This window comes from Tsukamurella soli (assembly GCF_039541155.1).
GTDB lineage: Bacteria > Actinomycetota > Actinomycetes > Mycobacteriales > Mycobacteriaceae > Tsukamurella > Tsukamurella soli.
Genome location: NZ_BAABFR010000053.1, coordinates 1 through 20803, shown reverse-complemented (window position 1 = coordinate 20803; position 20803 = coordinate 1). Strand labels below are relative to the sequence as shown.

Below are 20803 nucleotides of genomic sequence, written 5' to 3'. Positions count from 1 at the left end.
GATCAAGGGTACTGACACCGTGCCGTGACATCGGGCGCACCGTGCCGTGACATCGGGCGCACCGCGCCGTCACATCGGGCGCACCGCGCCGTGCCGCGGCGCGCATAGCCCCTGCGACACGGCCCGCAGTCCGCCGTCACGGTTCACGCGGCGTGGTTAGATTGGTCCGAACTACACGGCTGTAACCCTTCGATTCCCCAGGGAGTGGCATGGACGGCGCGACCGCGCGCGAGACGGCGACCACGGCACCCGCTGCCGCGCATGCGGGCGACGCCGCCGCCGGTGAGCGTGGTGAGAACGGCCTGACCAGGCGGGAACGCGACATCCTCGCGTTCGAGCGGCAGTGGTGGAAGTACGCGGGCGCCAAAGAGGACGCCATCAAGGAACTCTTCGACATGTCCGCCACCCGGTACTACCAGGTGCTCAACGCCCTGGTGGACACCCCCGAGGCGCTGGCCGCCGACCCGATGCTCGTGAAGCGACTGCGGCGCGTCCGCGCCAGCCGGATGAAGGCGCGCGCCGCCCGCAAGCTCGGCTTCGAGATCAATTGAGCTTCGCCGGAATCGCGCGGATCGCCGTATAGGGTGGCGGGCGTGAGTACCACCGACCATCAGCGCAAGGTGCCGATCCGCGCGATCATCATGATCCTCGTCGCGCTGGCCATCGCGTTCGCCGGCCTCGGCTGGCACGCCGTCGCGACCCGCGATTCGGACCCCGACTCCGCGCTGCACGCGCAGGCGGCCAAGCTGTCGGCGACGGCGCCCGCCGCACCGTCGGGGGCCAGCGAGTCGGCGGCACCGTCGTCCGCCCCGGCCGCAGCCCCGGCCGCGTGTGTGTACAGCGAGGAGGGGGCGTCCGCCGCCGCCAGGGCCGCGGTCGCCGAGATCAAGAAGGCCGGCGTCACCGTCCGCGGCGAGGTCGCCACTTGGAAGGGCAAGGCGCCCAGAGCCACCGTCGTCTACTACGGCGCAGGGCAGGAGAACGCGGCCGGGCGGGTCGCCGCCGCCATCGATCACGGCTCGAGCGCGGCGCCACGTCCGGCGGGTGCCGAGCAGTGTGCGGAGGGCCTCGTCGTCGTGGTGGTCAAGTAGCCGACCCACCGAGCGTGTGCCGCCACCGCGGGCGGATATGATTCGACACGATCTCAGCCGGCCACGTAAGGAGCCCTCGATGACGAAGCGTATGTCCCGTGCCCTGATCCTCCCAGTGGTGGTGTTGGCGGGCGCCGGACTCGCGGCGTGCAGTACCAATGAGAAGCCCGCCACCTCGGTCGCGACCGCGCCGGCAGTGGTGACCACGGCTCAGCAGGTACCCGAGGCGGGACTCAACGGCGGCGGTTCGGCTGATGCGGGTAGCTCGGCCGGCGCCGGCGAGTCGAGCTCGACGTCGACGTCCACGTCGGCCAGCGCGACGCTGAAGAAGGTCGACGGCTCCAATGCCGGCACCGCGACGTTCACGGAGAAGGACGGCGTCGTGGTCATCGATGTGAAGGCGACCGGCCTGCCCGCCGGCTTCCACGGCCTGCACATCCACTCCGTGGGCAAATGTGAGGCGAGCTCGACGGCGGCCACGGGAGGCCCTGCCGGCGCCTTCCTGTCGTCCGGTGGCGACTTCCAGGTGAGCGGCCACACCGGCCACCCGGCGAGCGGCGATCTGGTGTCGATCTACGTCAACAGCAACGGCACCGGCGAGACCGTCACCACCACCAACGCGTTCAAGGTGTCCGAGCTGACGTCCGGCGTCGGGACCTCGATCGTGATCCACGCCGACGCCGACAACTTCGGCAACGTTCCGGCCAGCGAGTACAGCAACATCACCCCGGGCCAGTCGGTGCCGGATATGAACACCCTCGACACCGGTGACGCAGGTGCTCGCATCGCCTGCGGCGTGATCAAGGCCGGCTGACCATCGACCCCGCGGCGGGCGGAGCGACGGGAGTGCGTCCCATTCCGTTCTTGGCATCTGCGCGGCCGACGCTCGGTGTCGAGTGGGAGCTTGCGATCGTCGATCGCGGGACGGGCGACCTGGCCAGCCGGGCCTCCGAACTGTTCGACAGAGTGCGCGCGCAGAGTGCGGAAGTGCGGAGCCGAGTCCACTCGGAGTTGCTGCGCAACACCATCGAGGTGGTCACCGGCATCTGTGACACCACTTCCGACGCGATGGCCGACCTGGCCGGCACACTGCGTGTGGTGCGGCACGCAACGGATGCGATGGGTGTCGACCTGTTCGGCGCCGGGACACATCCGTTCGCGCAGTGGTCGGGCCAGGAACTCACCGAATCGCCTCGCTACGACGAGCTGATCAACCGCACGCAGTGGTGGGGACGGCAGATGTTGATCTGGGGCGTGCACGTGCACGTCGGCGTGAACCACCGGGACAAGGTGCTGCCGATCATCTCGGCGCTGCTCACCTATTACCCGCACCTGCTGGCCCTGTCGGCGAGCTCCCCGATGTGGGCGGGCCACGACACCGGATACGCCAGCACCCGCGCCATGATGTTCCAGCAGCTGCCCACGGCGGGCCTGCCGTTCCAGTTCCAGAAGTGGTCGGAGTTCGAACGCTTCGTCCACGACCAGATGACCACCGGGATCATCGACCAGCTCAACGAGATCCGCTGGGATGTCCGGCCCGCGTGCCATCTCGGCACCATCGAGGTCCGCGTGTGCGACGGGGTGTCCAACTTCGCCGAGCTCGAGGCGCTGGTCGCGCTGATCCACTGCCTGGTGGTGTGGCTCGATTCTCGTCTCGATGCCGGCGAGGAGTTGCCGCAGTTGCAGCCCTGGCATGTGCAGGAGAACAAGTGGCGCGCCGCCCGGTACGGCACGGACGCGATCGTGATCCTCGACGCGGACAACAACGAGCGCCTGGTGACCGACGATCTGGACGACCTGCTCGAGCAGCTCGCACCGGTGGCCCGACGGTTGCGGTGCGAGCGCGAGCTGGCGGCCGTCGCCGACATCCCGCGCCGGGGCGCCGCCTATCAGCGGCAGCGCGCCGTAGCGGGGGGTGTGTGCAGCCCCGAGGTGTACCGGGACGTGGTGAAGATGGTGACGGGCGAGCTGATCGTCCCGTGATGCGCACGGCGGCACGGGGTCACGGTGCTACCTCGGCCCAAGCCTCGAATGGTGCGTCACCGCCGGGCTCTCCCGTGGTGCGGCCCGCGAGAGCGAGCGCCTCGCGGAGGTCGCCGGTCGGCGGCACCGTGATCGCGGCGCCGAAAGCCCTTCCGGGGCCGCGGCTCTCGTCGGGCACTCGGCGCAGGACGCGAACCGCGAGGTCGACAGTGGCGGACGCCGGCGCGTACGGCAGCCCGAGTGCTGTGGCAAGGTCCCAACCGTGGACGACGGTGTCGACCACCTGGAACGCGTAGAGCTCATCGAGTCGGCGCGGGCCGAGCGGCTCGACCGTGACGATCTGTGTCGGGTCGTCGGCGCCGCGGAACGCGGTCAGCATCGCATCGGCAGAGCTGCGATAGGTCGGATCGCTCTGTTCCACAGTCGTATTCATGACTGTCGCGGAATCCCCGGCGGCCGCCGCGAACTTCAGGTTCTCCGACTGGAGATGTGCCAGCAGGTCGGCGAGGTCCCACCCCTCGCACGGGGACGGTCGGGCGAGGTCGGCAGGGGTGATCAGGTCGGTGAATGCGGCGACGGTGCCGGTCGCTGCGGCGAGCAGGGTGACGTCCATGGATGTGTCCTAGTCGGTGGAGTGCGCCGGGTGATGAGTCGCGGCGGCGAGAAGCGTTCGGAGCGTGGCGCGTTCGGCGTTCGCGAGGTGCGCGAGCAGCTCGTCCTCGCGGCGGTGGATCGCCGCACGGATCGTGGCGGTGACCCGCGCACCGTCGGGGGTGACGACAAGGGAGTACGCCCGGCGGTCCGCTCCGCGCTCGCGGATCACCAGGCCCCGGTCGGCGAGGAGGTCGATGTCGCCCACGATCCGGTTGACACTGTAGGAGAGTCGCTCCGCGATCGCCCGCTGACTGGGGGCTGCGATCTGCTCCGCTGCCGACAGGATCGCGTACTGCCACATCGTGAGTTCTTCGGCGTCGGCGCACTCGTCCTCGATCCGGCGCAGTGCCCGGGCGAGGGGCGCGACGAGGGCGAGTAGGTCCGGGCGATCGATCACAGTAAGGATATTATCACTAAGTTGTGATTAATCGCGGGTCTCGACTGCTCCCGCCTGAACGCCAGCCGTCAAGGCGCTGCTGGGCCGTGTCGGGATCCAGGCTTCTACGACACGGTCTCGGGGTCGGAGTGATGCGAGGGGAGATGAGTCGGTCGCCGCACCCTCGGCACCTGAGGTGACGCCTGAAAGGCTGAGGCCGGGGGCCTGGCAACCGGGTCACGGGCGGGAGACCCGCGCTGCGGCGGCATTCACATCGAGTGTCTGCCGGCGTCGACCGCGTCCCGTGCCGAAGTCTGATCGGCGCCGAGTCCGATCATCACGGTGGCCACTGTTTGTGCGAAGGAACGCACGGGTTCGGGTTCGGTGTCCATGTAGCCGGCGAGTTCGAGCATGAGGTGGCCGTGGATGCTGATCCAGAGTTGTCGGGTCGCGGTCCGGGGTTCGTCCACCGTGAGATCGCCGGCTTCGACTGCGGCTCGGCAGTGTCGGTGGAGGAAACGCAGAGTCTCTATGCCCTGCTCCAAGTCGTGCCCGGATCGCTGGTAGCCACCGACGGTCTCGGCGGCGAACATGACCGCGTAGAGGTGGCGGTGGGTGAGGGCGAAGTCTCGTTGGATCTGCGCGATGGTCCAGATGTCGGCCAGGTGCTCCCCGGTGAACTGTTTGGGTTCCAGCTCTCGCAGGAGCAGTGTGAACCCGTGGTCGACGACCGACGCGACCAAGCCTCCCATCGAGCCGAAGTCGGTGTAGATCGCCATTCGGGAGGTCCCGACCTGGGCTGTGACCTTCCGTGCGGTCATCGTGTCGGGCCCTTGCGTCTCCAACAGGTCGACTGCCGCGGCGGTGAGCTGCGTACGGCGATCACGATTCGGGGGGCCGTCCATCTGCGCGATTCTAGCGTCGCAGTGGGTGCTGTGATCCGACCGCAGAGTCCTATGACACTGTCATGGCCATGTGTTATAACAGTGTCATGCGCATTGTTCAGCTCGCTCCGAACCTGATCTCCCGGGTGGATCAGTTGCGGGCCCTGGCCGCCGACCCCGGTGCCGAGGTCTACCTCGACCCCGATGCCGTGGACCTGGAAGCGTGGAATCACGTCGGGGACCCGTTGTGCGAGGCACTGTTGGGGCTGATGAGCAGGCGCAAGCTGATGGGCGGCGACATCTATGCCAACGCGCGGACGTTGGAGGCCGAGGGAGTGTCGGAGGCGGTGGCGTTCTTCGCCGATGTCGAGGCCGTGCCGTCGTGGCTGGACTTCGAGACGCTGCGGCCCGGCGCATCGATGGGGCGGCGCAACCCGGTCGGGATGCTGTTCGGGATGCATGGCGGGCTGCCGTTCACTTACATCGACCCGTCGACAGCCGAGGTCATGGGGAGCACCGGGCGGTTCGCGCGCGACGGCGACTACCGGCGCCGGTTCTGGGAGACCGCGACCGGCTTCGCGGGCGCTCTCGATGTGGACGGCATGATGCCGGGCGGCGAGCGGTGGATCCAGTGGGTGCGGATCAGGTTCTTGCACACGATGATCCGGATGGGCATCCTCCGCGGAGGACAGTGGCCCCTCGGCGATGTCGCCATGCCGATCAGCCAGGTCGCCTCTGCTGCGACGGCGCACATATTCGGGCCCTACCGGGTCGGGATCGTTCGGTACCTGGGCGGTGTGGTCACTCCGGAGGAGGCTGACAGCTTCGCCTTGATGTGGCGGTGGGTGGCGCGTATCGAGGGCGCCAACAACCAGCTGCTGGGTCGCACGCACGCGGAACAGTTCGAGCTGCAGGCCCGGGAGCACCGGTTCCTCTACGGGCGTACCGAGAAGGCCCGGGAGATGACCGCGGCGTTGATCGACGGGTCCGCGAAGATGAAGGCGTTCGTGCTTCCGCGGCGCGTGCACTCGGCATTGGTGCGTCAGATCCTCTCCGAGCAGATGGTGCAGACTCTGCCCGGCCGCGATGTGCCCGGCGACCTGGGCGTACCACCCGATCCGCTGGGCGAGAACGCCGTCAAAGCACTCGCGCTCGGGTTGAAGGGCCTGAACCAGGTCACCCGGCTGCGGCCGGTCCGACGGCTCGCCGACGCGAATGGGCAGGCGCTGCTGGACCGCATCATCGAACGCGGCCTGGACGGCATCGAAGCCGAGTACCGCGGCACCCCGGTCGCCGGCAAGCCCACCGATCAGTAGTAGCGCCGTAGGCGGCCACCGATGGCTGCGCCCCACTCGTCGACGATGACAGGAGCAACGATATGGCCCCCACACCATACCAGGTGACATTCGCCACCGTGGTCGAGTTGGAGACAGCGGTCGAAGACCTGACCAAGGGGGCCGCACACTGGGCCACCCTCGGCCTACCTGAGCGCATCGCGCTGCTGCAACGAACCCATCGCTGCACTGCGGACGCAGCACAGGAGTGGGCGGGCGCCGCCGTCGCCGCGAAGGGGACGCCGCTAGGGCCGTGGGAGGGCGAGGAGTGGATCTCGGGGCCGTACGCCGCCTTGGCCGGACTCGGCGCCGCGGTGCAGTCCCTCTCCCTGATCGCCGAGGGCAGATCCCCACTCGACGGCGTGAGATCAGGCAGGGCTCCGGGCGAACGCACCAAGTTCATCGTCATGCCCGCGAACCCGCTCGAATGGACCCTGTTCCACGGGTTCACCGGCGAGGTGTGGCTCGAGCCCGGCATCACCGCCGACCGGGCGAGAGCCGATGCCGGCCTGGGGGCGAAGCGGCTCGGCGAGAACGGCGGCGTCGGACTCGTGCTCGGGGCGGGCAACATCTCCGCGATCGGACCGCTGGACGTGCTCTACGAGCTGGTCGCCTACAACCGGGTCAGCATCCTCAAGCTCAACCCCACCTTCGGATCCCTGCTGGGAGCCTATGAGAAGGCGTTCGCGCCGCTGATCGAGGCGAACCTGCTGCGCATCGTCAACGGCGGAGCCGAGGTCGGCTCCCACCTGACCGCTCACGCCGGTATCGACCACGTCCACATCACCGGCTCCGGGATCACCCACGACCTGATCGTCTGGGGCTCGTCCGCGGACAAGACGGGCGCACCGAAGCTGGACAAACCCATCACCAGCGAACTGGGCGGAGTCTCCCCGGTCATCGTGATCCCGGGAAGATGGTCCGAAGCCGACCTGCGCTACCAGGCCGAGCAGATCGCCACCCAACGCCTGCAGAACTCCGGGCACAACTGCATCGCCACCCAGATCGTCATCCTCTCGGGCGACTGGCCGCAGAAGCAGGAGTTCCTCGCCGAACTCCGGCGCGTCCTCGACACCCTCCCGAAGCGCGAGTCGTGGTACCCGGGGACCGACAGGAAGCTCACCGCCGCCACCACGTCCTACCCCGAGGCCGAAGTCCACGCCGGGCGCCTGCTCGTCGAGGTCACCGACACCACGAGCCAGGACCTCTTCACCACCGAATACTTCGGGCCTGTCCTCGGGCACACCACACTGCCCGGCATCGGCTCCGAATTCTTCCGGGCAGCAGTGGAGTTCGCCAACACCCGACTCGACGGGACACTCGGTGCCAGCATCGCGGTGGCACCGGCGGACAGACGGGCCATGGGCAGGGAATTCGACGAGATCCTGGCCGCCCTGCACTACGGCTCGATCGGCGTCAACGTCTGGTCGGCCATCGCCTTCCTCGGCGCGCCCTTCACCTGGGGCGCCTACCCCGGGAACACCCTCGACGACGTGGGGTCGGGCATCGGAGTGGTGCACAACTCCCACCTGATCGCCGACACCGAGCGGTCGGTGATCTACGGCCCGTTCCGGCCCTTCCCTCGGTCCGTGCTGCACGGCGAAGCGTCGCTGTTCCCCAAGCCACCGTGGTTCGTCACGGCCAAGACCGCCAAGAGCACCAACCAGAGACTCACCAGGTTCGCCGCAGCGCCTAGCTGGTTCAAGCTCCCCGGCATCTTCGGCGACGCATTCCGCGGCTGAAGCGGACCGCCGATGACGATCACGAGCACCTATCCCGACGTCGACATCCCGGACGTCGGCGTCTACGACTACCTGTTCGCCGGCCTGCGTCCCGACGAGCTGATCGCGGTCGCGATCATCGACGGCGAACGGAGCCTGACCTACGGTGAGCTCCAGGCCGCAGTGAACGCGTTCGCCGGGGCACTCGCCGCTCTCGGCGTCACGCCCGGCGACGTGGTCGCCCTGCACGCACCCAACGGCATCGGATTCGCCGTGGCCTTCCACGGCATCCTCCGGGCGGGCGCGACGGTGACCACCGTCAACGCCCTCTACTCACCGCACGAGATCGCGAACCAGCTGCGCGACTCCCGAGCCTCGGCGTACATCACGATCTCCTCATTGCTCCCGGCCGCCCTGGCCGGTACTGAGGAGGCGGGCCTGAGCACAGACGCGTTCATCGTGCTCGACGCCGTCGAGGGGTACCCGTCCCTGACCGAACTGCTCGCCGCTGGAGAGCCCGCGCCGCAGGTCGATCTCGACCCGAAGACCCACCTCGCGGTGCTGCCCTATTCGTCGGGCACCACGGGCCTGCCCAAGGGCGTCATGCTGACCCACACCAACCTCGTGGCGAACATCGCCCAGTGCACGCCGGCACTGAAGGTGAGCCCCGACGACGCGGTGATCGCGGTGCTGCCGTTCTTCCACATCTACGGCATGAACGTCCTGCTCAACCTCACCCTGCGCAACCGTGGCACCCTGGTCACCCTGCCGAAGTTCGACCTCGTCGAATTCCTGACCACGATCCGCGACCGTCGGATCACCTATGCCTTCATCGCACCCCCCGTGGCCGTCGCGCTGGCCAAGCATCCGATCGTCGACTCCTACGACCTCTCCAGCCTGCGCGTCGTCGTGTCCGGCGCCGCACCGCTGGACGAGACGCTGGGCGAGGCGCTGGTCCAGCGCCTCGGTATACGACTGCTCCAAGGCTTCGGGATGACCGAGCTGTCACCGGTCTCCCACGTCACCCCGTTCGACGACCCGCACGTGTCGGTCGGATCCATCGGAACCGCGATCCCCAACATTGAGTTCAAGATCGTCGACCCCGACACCGGAGACGAGATCACCTGGACGCCTGGCGAACCCAGCGCGCCCGGCGAGATGCTCGTGCGCGGCCCCAACGTCATGCAGGGCTATCTCGGTAACCCCGAGGCGACCACGTCGACCATCGAGCCCGACGGCTTCCTCCACACCGGCGACATCGTCGTGGTCGGCCCTCAGGGGGAGGCCTACGTCGTGGATCGACTCAAGGAACTCATCAAGTACAAGGGGTATCAAGTCCCGCCCGCCGAACTCGAAGCCGTTCTACTCACCCACCCGGCGATCGCCGATGCCGCCGTCGTGGCCCACCCCGACGAAGAGGCCGGCGAGCTCCCCCGCGCCTTCGTCGTCCTCCAACACGGCGCATCCCTATCCGCCGCCGAGGTGATCGACTACGTCGCCGACCGCGTCGCTCCGCACAAGAAGGTGCGCATAGTCGACTTCATCGACACCGTGCCCAAATCCGTCAGCGGCAAGATCCTGCGTAAGGATCTGAAGGGACGGCGGCGCGTCGCCCCATCGCCCTAGCTGTCTTCGGCCTGGTGTCCGTCACGAGGCCCGTCGGTACGGTGGTGGGCGACGACGGGAGTGGCCGATGACTTCTCCGAGCGGTCCCGAGTGGCAGCAGAACGATTCGCGAGGGATTCCCCGTACCCCTCCGTGGCCCGATGGCCAGTGGCAGGGTGTATCGCCGGCCGACGCGAGCGGTTACTGGGGGACGCCGATGCCGGAGCCCGTCGGCGGGCGCCAGTACGGCGCCCCGCGGTTCCGCTACCCGCCACCGTCGAACCCCGGCGCCCGGGATCCCCGCGATCTGGGCCTGCCGCTCTACGGCGCCCCGTTCGCTCAGTCCGTGGTACGTTTCTTCCGCGGCTACGTCCGCTTCTCGGGTCGCGCGTCGCGGAGCGAGTACTGGTGGGCACAGTTGTTCTGCTTCGTCACCCTCCTCATCGTCATGGCGCTGGTGGCCGCGATCGTGTTGGTCGGACTCGCCATCGGGAGCGACGGCGATGGTCTCAGCGCCGTCGGGATAGCGATCACGGTCGTCGGCGCCGCCGTCGCCGTCCTGGCGATCTTCGGGCTACTCCTGCCCATGTACGCCGTCGGTGCGCGCCGGTTGCACGATGCCGGCTACCCAGGAGCATGGATCCTGTGCGCGTTGATCCCCTATGTCGGCGGTCTCGTGTGGATCGTCGTCGGCGTGCTCGACACCAACCCCTCGGGCATGCGGTTCGACCGATGATCGACGTGGCTTAGTGCGCGGAGGCCCCTCACGCAGGCGTATTGTGGCAATCGGACAAACGAAATATCGAAGGAGGGTGGGCGTGGCGACCACAGTGAATATCCCGCAGGAGGAACTGGCTGAGCTCATGCGCCTCACGGGGGCGGCGACGAAGAAGGATGCGGTCAACTTCGCGGTGACGCGCACACTGCAACTGCTGCGTCAGAACGAGGCCATCGACAAGGTCCTGGCGATGGGCGGGGACCTCCTGTTGTCTCCTGAGGAGGCGGAGGCACGGCATCGGGCGTTGTCCGGTGACTGATCCGTCCGCCGGCGTAACGACGGGGCGTCCCCCGACGGGATTCGTTGTGGACACGTCGGTGTTCCAGGCGTTCCTGCGCCGGCGCAATCCGGAATTGTCTGCGTATATCGATCGGGTCCGTCGGGATGTGGCGATGTGCATCACCCCGGTTCTGGAGGGCGAGTACAAGTTCGCCGCGCGGAGCCCCGCCGAGTGGGCGACATTGGACGACCTGTGCTCCGCTCTGGTCGACATCCCCACGACCAGGGAGATCGGTGCGGAGGCCGTATCGATCATCGATGATCTGGGCACGGAGGCTCACATGTTCGGCGCGGTGCAGATCACCGATGCGCTCATCGCGTCCGCCGCGCTGCTCCACGATCTGGAGATCGTGCACAACGACCGTGACTACGAGCACATCGCTACCGTCCGACCGGACTTGAGGCAGACCCGGATCCGCCTGTAGTCCCGGACCGACGAAACGGTGCACATGTCGGTCAGTCGCGCGCGCCGGTCTCCACATCGTCGGGGTCGATCGTCGCATCGCGCAGGCGCTGCTCCTGGTAGGCGACGCGGCCGATGCGGTGGGCGACCACGGGGGCGGTGAGTCCCGTGAACAGCCCGGCCAGGAGCAGCATCCATACGTCCACGGCGTGCTGCAGCTGGATTCCCGCACCGGCGAGGCACAGCAGCAGGCCCAGCGTCTGCGGCTTCGAGGCGGCGTGCATGCGGGTCAGGGTGTCGGGGAACCGGACGATACCGATCGCCGCTGTCAGCGCAAGGAGCGCGCCGCTCAGCAGCAGCACCGCCGTGACGATGTTCGCGATCACCGTCGGCCTCCTCGGTCGCCCTGGTCGCCACGTACCGGCCCATCCGATGCGGTCCAACCGCCTCCCGTCGGGTCCTCGTCGGGCCGGTCCGGCACCCGGAACCGGGCTACCGACGTGGACCCCACGAAACCGATCAGCGACAGCGCGACGATGCCGGGAACCACCGTCGAGTTGCCGCTGAACGCGGCCCAGACGGCGAGTCCGCACATCGCTATCGCCACGAGCGCGTCCACCGCGACCACCCGATCCAGGGTGCTGGGCCCGTCGAGCAGGCGGTAGGTGGTGATCGCCGCCGCGAGCACCAGGATCACGGCGGTCGCGACGTACACCGCGGTCATCGGCGTTCCTTCTGATCAACCGGAGTCCGGTCGTCGCCGTGCAGGGGGCTGGCGTGCCACTCCGAGTCGCGCTCGAATGCCAGCACGAACAGTCGCTCCAGCCGCTTGGTGTCCCGGTAGAAGTTACGTACCCCCTTCTCCGAGCCCACGCCGATCACATGCACGTACAGCAGCCGGCGATCGGTGTCGATGTCCAGCACGACGGTGCCGGGTACCAGGTTCATGGCGTCCACCAGCAGGGTGAGGACCAGGTCGGACTTCACCGACACCTTGGCGCGCAACACCGCGGACAGCGGCGGCGCCGCAGGACGCACCGCGAACCACGCCACCTGCACCGACGATCGGACCATCTGCGCGGCCAGGAGACCGAACAGCTGCAGCAGCGAGAGCACGTGCAGCCGGCCCTCCACCGGCGCGGGCGGCAGCGGCAACACGACGAGGATCAACAGGGCCACGAGGACGCCGGCCAGCATGTCGGCGGGCGACAGTGTGCCCCACAGCATCACCCACACGGCGGCGAGCCACACGACCTGCGCCAGCTTGAGAGCCACCGCGCGGCGGTCGCGCCAGTCGGGCACCACGCGTCGCAATAGTGCCTCAGCCATGTGTGCCTCCCGTCGTGTCGGCCGCGTGCGCGGCACCGTCGGCTCCCGCTTGCCCCGCGTGCGCGGGTCCTGTGTGTGCGGCGTCTGCCGGTACCGATCCCGCGTGCGCGGCGGCCTCCGTCTCCCGCCTGTGCAGGGCGGCGCGCGCATGCTGGTAGTCGACCCCGAGCACGGCGTGCACGTAGTCGTCGCGGCCGATCAGCTGGTGCGCGGCACGGTCGGTGACAGCGAACATCGGCCCCGCGAACAGGGCCACGGCGAGGCCGGCGACGAGCAGCGTCACGGTGGGCACCACCATCCCGATCGGCATCCGGCCCGGGTCCTCGCGGTCGGAGAACTCGATCACGTCACCGTCGTCGAGCAGGGCCTGCGGTCGGGCCCCGGCGAGCTGCCCCTCGGGTGCGTCGGCGCGGGCACGCCAGAAGGCCTTGGTCCACACCCGCGCCACCGCGTACAGCGTGAGCAGCGAGGTGACGACGCTGCCGGCAACCAGCACCCAGGCGAGCACCGTGCCCTTCTCCGCGCCCGCCTGCAGCAGGCCGACCTTGCCGATGAAGCCCGAGAACGGCGGTATGCCGCCGAGGTTCAGCGCAGGCAGGAAGAACAGGAGAGCCAGTAGCGGGCTCGTCGCAGCCAACCCACCGAGGCGCCGCAGCGACGCCGCACCGGCCTGCCGCTCGATCAGGCCCACCACCAGGAACAGTGTGGTCTGCACCAGGATGTGGTGCGCCACGTAGAAGATCGACGCCGACAGCCCCAGGGGCGTTGACAGCGCTATCCCGAAGATCATGTAGCCGATGTGGCTGACCAGGGTGAACGACAGCAGGCGTTTGATGTCGGTCTGCGCGATGGCGCCCAGGATGCCCACGATCATCGTCAGCAGCGCGGCGATCATCAGGACCGTGTCGAGCGAGCCGCCGGGGAACAGCAGCGTGTGCACCCGGATGATCGCGTACACGCCGACCTTGGTGAGTAGGCCGGCGAACACCGCGGTCACCGGCGCGGGCGCCGTGGGGTACGAGTCGGGCAACCACGTGGACAGCGGGAACACCGCGGCCTTGATCCCGAACGCGACGAGCAGCACCGCGAACAGGGTGTTGCGCGTCCCCTGGGGTACGTCCGCGAGCTTGACCGCCATGTCGGCGAGGTTCAGCGTGCCGGTCGCGGAGTACGCGTACGTGATGCCCAACAGGAACACCAGCGACGACACCATCGACACCATCACGTACGAGACGCCCGCACGGATCCGGTCGGGGCTGCCGCCCACAGTGAGCAGTACGAAGCTCGCCGCGAGCAGGATCTCGAACGATACGAACAGGTTGAACAGGTCGCCGGCCAGGAACGCGTTGCACACGCCGGCGGTGAGCACCAGGTAGGTCGGGAAGAAGATCGACACCGGCTGTTGGGCGTCGCCGTCCCGGATACCCTGCCCCACCGAGTACGCGAGGACGGCCAGGATCACCACCGTCGACACCAGCAGCATCAGCGCCGACAGCTGGTCGGCGACCAGCGTGATGCCCAGCGGACTGCCGTGGCCGTCACGGTCACCCCAGCCGCCCACGTTCAGGGCGACGGTGCCGTGATAGTGGGTGAAGTGCAGCATCAGCGCAGACACCACGACCAGCACGGTCAGCGCGAACATCGACACGGCCCGCTGCATCCTCGGGTGTCGGCCCAGGATCAGGGTCAGCGCGGCCGCGACGATCGGGATGACCATGGGCAGCGGGATCAGCGCCCGCATGACGCCGTCGGTCATCGCCCGTCCTTCCTGTCCTGGTCGCTATGCGAATCCCGGTCTGCACGCCGCGAGCGGGACCGATCCAGGTCCCGGTCCTCCAGCCACTCCAGTTCGGCGAGGCGCAGGGCGTCGGTATCGAGCGCGTCGACGTGCGGCAGGCGCAGCTCCTCGTCGGTCAGACGGTGACCGTCGGGCCCGAACGCGTCGCCCAGCGGCGACGGTGCCCCGGTGACGGGGTCGTCCGACGCGTCGTAGTCCGGCGCCTCGGCCGGCGCCTCGCGGATGCGGATGCGGGTGTCCTCGGGATCGTCGTCCACCTCGTCGTCGGTGTTGATGGTGAACGAGCGGTACGCGAGCGCCAGGATGAACGCCGACATGCCCATCGTGATGACGATCGCGGTGAGGATCAGCGCCTGCGCCAGGGGGTCGGCGTCGGTGATCCGGCCCGCGGAGAAGAACCCCGCGATCGGCGGCCGGCCGGGCGGGGAAGCCAGCACCAGCAGCAGCAGGTTCACGCCGTTCCCGGCGAGCAGCAGGCCCATCAGCATGCGGGTCAGGCTGCGGTCGAGCAGCAGGTACACGCCCGTGGCGACCAGCACACCGATCGCGAGGTAGAGGCCGACGTCGAGGCTCACGCGCGGCCTCCCGGGTTGAGCGGGCCCGTGACCCGCTGCACCGGTATCGCCGAGGTGGCGTCGGCGGGGGCGCCCTCGAGGTCGAGCCGCGCGCCGAGGCTGCGCAGTACGTCCAGGACCAGACCCACCACGATCAGGTACACACCCGCGTCGAAGATCAGCACCGTCACGATCTTGATGTGCCCGAACAGCGGCAGATCCAGCGCCAGGGTCGTCGACGACAGCGCGGGTGCGCCGAGCAACAGCGACACCACCGCGCCGCTCGCCGACAGCAGCAGTCCGGTGCCGAGGATCTTGCCCGCGTCCAGCGGGATGGTCTCGCCGATCTCGTACCGGCCGCCGGCCAGGTATCGCAGCACGAGCGCCAGACCCGCGGTGAGGCCGCCCGCGAACCCGCCGCCCGGCGCGTTGTGCCCGGCGAAGAAGAAGTACAGCGAGAGCACCATGATCGTCGGGAACACGAGGCGGGATGTGACCTCGAGGACCAGCGAGCGGTGCCGCGGGTCACGCAGGGCGCTGCCCCGCAGCCACGTGGTGCCCGGGTCGGTCGGCACCTCGACGCGTTCGGCGACGTCGGCGACGCGGGGCGCGGCCCCGAACCGACGGTTGCGGAACACGAGCGATGCGACCCCCGTCGCCACCACCAGCAGCACCGAGATCTCGCCGAACGTGTCCCACGCGCGGACGTCGACGAGGATCACGTTGACCGTGTTGTGGCCGTAGCCGAACTCGTACGCCTGGCCGGGCAACCGGTCGGCGAGCGGCGCGGCGGTGCGCGCGATCCGAGCGCAGACGCCGACGGTGACGACCATCGCCGCGACCGCCACCCCGAGAGCCGCGCGGGCGGCGCGGCTCGGGCGGCTGCCCAGGATCGGCGCCTCCGGTGGCAGCTTTCGCAGCACCAGCACGAACACCACCAGCGTCACCGTCTCGACCAGGAACTGGGTGAGCGCCAGGTCGGGCGCGCCGTAGATCGAGAAAACGACGCCGGTCCCGTAGCCCGTCACGCTGACCACGAGCACCGTCGCGAGGCGGTTCCGCAGCACGGTGGCGGTGACTGCCGCGGCGCACATGAGCAGCGCGATCGGCGCGAAGACCGGGCTGACGTGCAGCGTCACCGACCCGTGCGCTCGGGTGCCCAGCGCCAGCACCGCCGACGGCAGCGCGACCAGCGTCACGAGGATCGTCGCCTGGGTGGTCGGCAGCGAGCCGCGCTGCGTCTCGCGGGTCATGCGCAGGGAGATCACGTCGGCCGCGCGGAGCGCCGCGTCGTACCACCGGTCGGCGTTGCCGAGCAGCGGGCTGTCCCGGCGCCGCAGCCGGGCGAGGTGGCTGCCCGGCTGCGCGATCCCGACGCCGACGGCGACGATGACCGCCGTCAGCAGCAGCGGCATCGTCCACCCGTGCCAGAGCGCCAGGTGGTAGCCGTGGCCGGCGTGCTCCGGGTAGGCCGCGTCGGCGTAGCCGCGCAACACCTTGTCCAGCGGACCCGCCGCCAGCCCGCCGAGCAGGGTCAGTGTGGCCAGTGCGGCGGGCGCCGCGAGGAACAGGGGGCCGGGCGCATGCATGCCCGCCACGGCCCGCGTCGGCCGCGCCTGTCCCTTGCCGCCGAACGCGCCCCACAGGAAACGGATGCTGTACGCCACCGTCAGCGCCGAGCCGATAGCCATGCCCACGACCAGCACGGTCGGGACCCATCCAGGCGCCACGCCGCTGCGGCTCACGGTCTCGAGGGCGGCCTCCTTGCCGACGAAGCCCAGCATCGGAGGCAGGCCGGCCATCGACGCGGCAGCGACCGCAGCGATCATCGCGAGCACGGGGCGCGCCCGTCTGAGCCCGGCGAGGCGGCGGATGTCGCGCGTACCCGTCGAGTGGTCGATGATCCCGACCACCATGAACAGCGTGGCCTTGAACAGAGCGTGTGCCAGCAGCATCGCGGTCCCGGCAAGCGCGGTGTCGCGCTCGCCCGTGCCCATCAGCACCATGAGGAAGCCGAGCTGGCTGACCGTGCCGAACGCCAGGATGAGCTTGAGGTCGTACTCGCGCAGCGACCGCCAGCCGGCGAGGATCATCGAGAACAGGCCCAGCCCCAGCACCAGGATCCGCCACGCGGCCAGGTGGCCGAACGCGGGCGCGAGCACCGCGACCAGGTAGATGCCCGCCTTGACCATCGCCGCCGCGTGCAGATACCCGGACACCGGCGTGGGCGCGGCCATCGCGCCGGGCAGCCAGAAGTGCAGCGGCACGATCGCCGACTTGCTCAGCGCGCCGAGCAGCACCAGGACCACCGCGATCTCGACCCCCACGGTCACGGGGGCGACGCCGGCGCGGGCGATCAGCTCCGACAGGAGAAAGGTGTGGTACGTATGTGCCAGTGTGATGATGCCGACCAGCATCGCCAGCCCGCCGAGTGTGGTCACCAGCAGCGCCTGCATCGCCGCCCGCCGACTGCTGGCGCGCTCGGCGTAGTAGCCCACCAACAGGAACGACAGCACGGATGTCAGCTCCCAGAACGTGTACATGAGCAGCATGTTGTCGCTGGTCACGAGGCCGAACATGGCGGCCATGAATGCGACGAGCTCGGCGGCGAACACCGGCAGCTTGCGGGCCCGAGCACCGCGGAAGTAGCCGGCGCAGTACACCAGGATCGCTGCGCCGACGCCCAGGACCAGCACCGACATGATCGCCGCCAGCGGCGTCAGCCGCAGGTCCAGCGCCATATGCAGCGCCGGTACCCACGGCACGTGTTCGGTGCGCGACGGCGCGGACGCCGACGGCCACACCGACAGCACCCACACGAGACACCCCGCGGGGACCGCGGCCAGCACGAGAAACGCCCGCGCGCCCAGGAAGGAAGTCAGGACGGGGGCGGCTAAGGTCGCCAAGGACAGGGTAATGAGAACAACGAGCAAAGGGCACTCCGTCTGCTTGCGGGCGGGGTGTCTGTCACAGGTGATGATACCGGCGAATCGGCCGGGGGAGGTTCGGGAGTGGCCCACGACGGCGGACGACGGTGGCTCGCGGCACGCGCGGTGGCCGCTTCAGCGGCCGGCCTGGGGCTGGTCCTCGGCGCGGCCGGCTGCGGCGGATCGGGGTCCGGGCCGGCTTCCGCGTCGGCGACGGTGACGCTGCCGGCCGGCTTCCCGAAGGCCGACGTCCCGCTGGTGCCCGGCGCGCTGATCGCCGCGAGCGGGCGCACACAGGACGGGACACAGGTGTACAGCGTCACGGTGCAGGCCGACGGTGACGGCTTCGCCGCGGCCCGCAAAGCGCTCACCGACGCGGGGTACGTCGTGAGCAGCGAGGGCGCCGCGGGCGGTACCCGGACGGTGCAGCTGACCGGTCGTGGTTACTTCGTCTCGGTGACCTCCGCCGCGCCCGGCCAGGCCACCAACGGCGTCCCGGGGGCGGTCAACTACCAGGTCAGCCGGCAGTGAGCCGTCGGCGCGTGTCCTAGCGCTGAGCCCGGTGGGCCGCGTACGCCTCGAGGTCCGCGACCTGCGCCGGGTCCAACGACGGTCGCACCACACCGAGCGCCGCCGCGACGTCGTCGGGGGTGACGGTGGCGGCGTCGATATCGCGGCGCATCGCGGTCAGCGCGGCCTCCCGCAGCAGCGCGCTGCAGTCGGCGGCCGAGTAGCCGTCGAGCTCGGCGGCCAGTTCGACCAGGTCGACATCGTCGAGCGGGATGTTGCGACTCGCAGCGCGGAGGATGTCCGCGCGGGCGTCGGCGTCGGGCGGCGGTACGAAGATCAGGCGCTCCAGCCGCCCCGGCCGCAGCAGCGCGGGGTCGACGAGGTCGGGCCGGTTGGTGGCGCCCAGCACCACGACGTCGCGGAGCGGCTCGGCACCGTCGAGCTCGGTCAGCAGCGCGGCGACCACCTTGTCGCCCACCCCGGAGTCGGTGCCCTGCCCGCGCCGCGGGGCGAGCGCGTCCACCTCGTCGAGGAATATCAGCGAGGGTGCGCTGGCCCGGGCCCGCGTGAACAGGTCGCGCACCGCCCGCTCCGACTCGCCGACCCACTTGTTCATCAGCTCGGCGCCCTTCACCGAGTGCACCGACAGCTGCCCGCTCGCCGCCAACGCCCGCACCACGAACGTCTTGCCGCAGCCGGGCGGGCCGTAGAGCAGCACGCCGCGGGGCGGCTCGACGCCCAGCCGGGCGAACGTGTCCGGATGCCGCAGCGGCCACAGCACCGTCTCGGTGAGCGCCTGCTTGGTCGCGACCATGTCGCCCACGTCGTCGAGCGTGAGTGATCCGACCGATATCTCCGTCGACCGCGACACCGGCCGGATCACGGCCAGTGCGGCGTCGAGGTCGGTCTGCGTGATCGCGGGCTCGGTGCGTGCGGCGGCCGCCCGCGCCGCGGCCGACAGCGCCGCCTCGCGGCACAGGGAGGCCAGATCGGCGGCCACGAAGCCGGGGGTGCGCAGCGCGGTGTCGTGGAAGTCGACCTGATCGGTGGGGGCGTCGGCGAGTAACAGCCGCAGCAGGGATTCGCGCGCCGCGCCGTTCGGGAGGTCGACGGTGACGGACCGCTCCAGCAGGTCCGGCGCCCGCAGGCGCGGGTCGACGTCGCCGAGGCTGCTCGCGGTGGCGATCACGGCGAGCCGCGGGGTGTCGACGGCCGAGCGCAGGACGTCGAGGATCATCGCCGACACCGGCTCCCGCTCGGCGGGCAGCAGCCCCTCGATGTCGCGGATGAGCAGCACGGCGCCGGCCGCCTGCGCATCCTCCGCCGCTCGGGCCGCTTGCGTCGCTACCGTGCGCATCCGGTCGAGCCGCGCCGACGCCTCGAGGGCGCCGGTCATGGCACCGTCGACCTCGATCAGGGGCCGCGGCGCCACCACCGCGCGCACCAGCGTGGTCTTGCCGCCGCCCGTGGGGCCGGTGACCAGCACCCCGAGCTGCGGCGAAGCCCCGAGGCGGGTGAGCAGTTCGGGCTCGTCCAGCGAGAGGTCGAGCCACTCGGTGAGGCGGCGGGCGGCGTCGGTCACCCCGACCAGCGCGGAGACGGGGCGCGGGGCAGGCGTCGGGCGCTGCGCCGGTTCGAGGGGCGACACCGCGGGCAAGGCGGGTCGCTGCGGCGTAGGGCCCGCGCCGGCACCGCCGGACCAGGCACCGTCGGCCCACAGCACCGCGGAGTTCGGCTGCACCGACACCGGTCCGGGCCCCGGGTCCACGTCGACCACGGTGAGTAGCTCCGTCGTCCACGACACCCCGACCAGCCGGGCGAGGCTGGTGGTGATCTCGGCGGTGGACGTCCCGGGGCCGAGGTCGCGGGGGAGCAGCGACACGCTGTCGCCGGGAGTGAGGACCTTGCCGAGCAGCGCCCGCCGCAGAGCCGCCTCGTCGAGCGCCCCGGCGGCGAGCCGGGAGCCGCGCAGCAGCACCCGGCGGGCGCCGTAGACGGTGGCGGGTTCGATCGCCACCGACGCGTCCTCGCGCAACCCACAGTTGGCGATCGTCACCTCGTCGAGCAGCGCCACGCCGGGCGCGGTGCCTGTGGGGGCCGCAGCGGCGACGGCGGCCGTGCGGCGCGCGCCGATCAGCTCGACGCCGTCCCACTCGCGCAGGCCGAGGGCGGCCAGTGCCTCGGGGTGGATCCGTACGATCCCGCGGCGGGCCTCGAGCGGGGACGTCTGCAGGCGGACGGTGAGCGTGAGCTGCGGCACCCGGTCGAGCCTAGTCACCGGCGACCGCGGCGGTTCCGGGTCGACCGTCACCGACCGCAGCCGCGGCGTCACAGGGCCCCATCGCATTGCGAAGCCACACCACATGCCGACGCCCCCACGCGATGGCGTGTGGCTATCCGACTTCGGTGTGGATTCGCGTTACCCACAGGAGGTGCCGCCCTGTGTACGACGGGTTAGTGGATAAGGCGCCGAAAATGTCGCGAACCCGGACACGAGGTCTCGGCCACCCGATCGGAGATGGGCGTGGCGGCGCCCTGAGAAGGCCGTTGAGCGACGAGCGGCGTCGTGGGCGGGTG

General features: G+C 70.0%; 21 protein-coding genes. 11 read left to right on the top strand and 10 right to left on the bottom strand.

Going from position 1 to position 20803, the window contains the following annotated elements:
• Positions 1-209 precede the first annotated feature (209 nt).
• The 4 genes from napA to ABD908_RS16205 all read left to right on the top strand — a co-directional run bounded on the left by napA (position 210) and on the right by ABD908_RS16205 (position 3074).
• On the top strand, positions 210-551 hold the full coding sequence (gene napA, locus ABD908_RS16220) for a nucleoid-associated protein NapA (RefSeq protein WP_344997760.1): 342 nt from the start codon (positions 210-212) through the stop codon (positions 549-551).
• Between the two features lie 42 nt (positions 552-593).
• Positions 594-1091 carry a LytR C-terminal domain-containing protein gene (locus ABD908_RS16215; RefSeq protein ID WP_344997758.1) on the top strand — a complete coding sequence of 166 codons (498 nt, stop codon included), beginning with the start codon at positions 594-596 and terminating at the stop codon, positions 1089-1091.
• A 79-nt stretch (positions 1092-1170) separates the two neighbouring features.
• On the top strand, positions 1171-1905 hold the full coding sequence (gene sodC / locus ABD908_RS16210) for a superoxide dismutase[Cu-Zn] (protein ID WP_344997756.1): 735 nt from the start codon (positions 1171-1173) through the stop codon (positions 1903-1905).
• Positions 1906-1937: 32 nt separating this feature from the next.
• Positions 1938-3074: a glutamate--cysteine ligase gene (locus ABD908_RS16205; RefSeq protein ID WP_344997754.1), complete on the top strand. Its 1137-nt coding sequence runs from the start codon at positions 1938-1940 to the stop codon at positions 3072-3074.
• 19 nt (positions 3075-3093) lie between these two features.
• Here the strand turns inward: ABD908_RS16205 and ABD908_RS16200 are convergent, their stop codons facing one another.
• The 3 genes from ABD908_RS16200 to ABD908_RS16190 all read right to left on the bottom strand — a co-directional run bounded on the left by ABD908_RS16200 (position 3094) and on the right by ABD908_RS16190 (position 5009).
• Complete coding sequence (locus tag ABD908_RS16200) at positions 3094-3687, bottom strand: TIGR03086 family metal-binding protein (RefSeq protein WP_344997752.1); 594 nt, start codon at positions 3685-3687, stop codon at positions 3094-3096.
• A 9-nt stretch (positions 3688-3696) separates the two neighbouring features.
• On the bottom strand, positions 3697-4125 hold the full coding sequence (locus ABD908_RS16195) for a MarR family winged helix-turn-helix transcriptional regulator (protein WP_344997750.1): 429 nt from the start codon (positions 4123-4125) through the stop codon (positions 3697-3699).
• A 248-nt stretch (positions 4126-4373) separates the two neighbouring features.
• Positions 4374-5009 (bottom strand): TetR/AcrR family transcriptional regulator, encoded by a 636-nt coding sequence (locus ABD908_RS16190; protein ID WP_344997748.1) that lies wholly within the window; start codon positions 5007-5009, stop codon positions 4374-4376.
• An 86-nt stretch (positions 5010-5095) separates the two neighbouring features.
• On the opposite strand from ABD908_RS16190, the gene ABD908_RS16185 reads away from it, so the two are divergent.
• The 6 genes from ABD908_RS16185 to ABD908_RS16160 all read left to right on the top strand — a co-directional run bounded on the left by ABD908_RS16185 (position 5096) and on the right by ABD908_RS16160 (position 11130).
• Positions 5096-6304, top strand: coding sequence for an oxygenase MpaB family protein (locus ABD908_RS16185; protein ID WP_344997746.1), 1209 nt, complete (start codon positions 5096-5098; stop codon positions 6302-6304).
• 62 nt (positions 6305-6366) lie between these two features.
• The gene (locus tag ABD908_RS16180) at positions 6367-8064 is read left to right on the top strand and encodes an aldehyde dehydrogenase family protein (RefSeq protein ID WP_344997744.1); all 1698 of its coding nucleotides are present in this window, start codon (positions 6367-6369) and stop codon (positions 8062-8064) included.
• 12 nt (positions 8065-8076) lie between these two features.
• Positions 8077-9669 carry an AMP-binding protein gene (locus ABD908_RS16175; protein ID WP_344997742.1) on the top strand — a complete coding sequence of 531 codons (1593 nt, stop codon included), beginning with the start codon at positions 8077-8079 and terminating at the stop codon, positions 9667-9669.
• Positions 9670-9865: 196 nt separating this feature from the next.
• A complete protein-coding gene (locus ABD908_RS16170; RefSeq protein ID WP_344997740.1) occupies positions 9866-10384 on the top strand; it encodes a DUF805 domain-containing protein in 519 nt (172 codons plus the stop codon).
• Between the two features lie 82 nt (positions 10385-10466).
• Positions 10467-10685 carry a type II toxin-antitoxin system VapB family antitoxin gene (locus tag ABD908_RS16165; RefSeq protein WP_344997738.1) on the top strand — a complete coding sequence of 73 codons (219 nt, stop codon included), beginning with the start codon at positions 10467-10469 and terminating at the stop codon, positions 10683-10685.
• Entirely contained in the window at positions 10678-11130 is a 453-nt protein-coding gene (locus tag ABD908_RS16160) for a PIN domain-containing protein (protein ID WP_344997736.1), read from the top strand. Before ABD908_RS16165 ends, ABD908_RS16160 begins: the two co-directional genes overlap by 8 nt.
• A 31-nt stretch (positions 11131-11161) precedes the next feature.
• Here the strand turns inward: ABD908_RS16160 and mnhG are convergent, their stop codons facing one another.
• The 6 genes from mnhG to ABD908_RS16130 are packed head-to-tail and all read right to left on the bottom strand — an operon-like array spanning position 11162 to position 17722.
• Positions 11162-11494, bottom strand: coding sequence for a monovalent cation/H(+) antiporter subunit G (mnhG, locus tag ABD908_RS16155; RefSeq protein WP_344997734.1), 333 nt, complete (start codon positions 11492-11494; stop codon positions 11162-11164).
• On the bottom strand, positions 11491-11832 hold the full coding sequence (locus ABD908_RS16150) for a monovalent cation/H+ antiporter complex subunit F (protein WP_344997732.1): 342 nt from the start codon (positions 11830-11832) through the stop codon (positions 11491-11493). Before ABD908_RS16150 ends, mnhG begins: the two co-directional genes overlap by 4 nt.
• Positions 11829-12437, bottom strand: coding sequence for a Na+/H+ antiporter subunit E (locus ABD908_RS16145; RefSeq protein ID WP_344997730.1), 609 nt, complete (start codon positions 12435-12437; stop codon positions 11829-11831). The genes ABD908_RS16150 and ABD908_RS16145 overlap by 4 nt, the downstream gene beginning before the upstream one ends.
• Positions 12430-14193 carry a Na+/H+ antiporter subunit D gene (locus ABD908_RS16140; RefSeq protein ID WP_344997728.1) on the bottom strand — a complete coding sequence of 588 codons (1764 nt, stop codon included), beginning with the start codon at positions 14191-14193 and terminating at the stop codon, positions 12430-12432. Before ABD908_RS16140 ends, ABD908_RS16145 begins: the two co-directional genes overlap by 8 nt.
• Positions 14190-14810, bottom strand: a complete 621-nt coding sequence (locus tag ABD908_RS16135; RefSeq protein WP_344997726.1) for a Na(+)/H(+) antiporter subunit C — start codon at positions 14808-14810, stop codon at positions 14190-14192. The genes ABD908_RS16140 and ABD908_RS16135 overlap by 4 nt, the downstream gene beginning before the upstream one ends.
• Entirely contained in the window at positions 14807-17722 is a 2916-nt protein-coding gene (locus ABD908_RS16130; RefSeq protein ID WP_344997724.1) for a Na+/H+ antiporter subunit A, read from the bottom strand. Before ABD908_RS16130 ends, ABD908_RS16135 begins: the two co-directional genes overlap by 4 nt.
• Positions 17723-17800: 78 nt before the next feature.
• Here ABD908_RS16130 and ABD908_RS16125 point away from each other — a divergent pair, with 78 nt between their 5' ends.
• On the top strand, positions 17801-18247 hold the full coding sequence (locus ABD908_RS16125; RefSeq protein ID WP_344997723.1) for a hypothetical protein: 447 nt from the start codon (positions 17801-17803) through the stop codon (positions 18245-18247).
• 16 nt (positions 18248-18263) lie between these two features.
• On the opposite strand, the gene ABD908_RS16120 is transcribed toward ABD908_RS16125, so the two are convergent.
• Complete coding sequence (locus tag ABD908_RS16120) at positions 18264-20486, bottom strand: AAA family ATPase (RefSeq protein ID WP_344997721.1); 2223 nt, start codon at positions 20484-20486, stop codon at positions 18264-18266.
• Positions 20487-20803 lie beyond the last annotated feature (317 nt).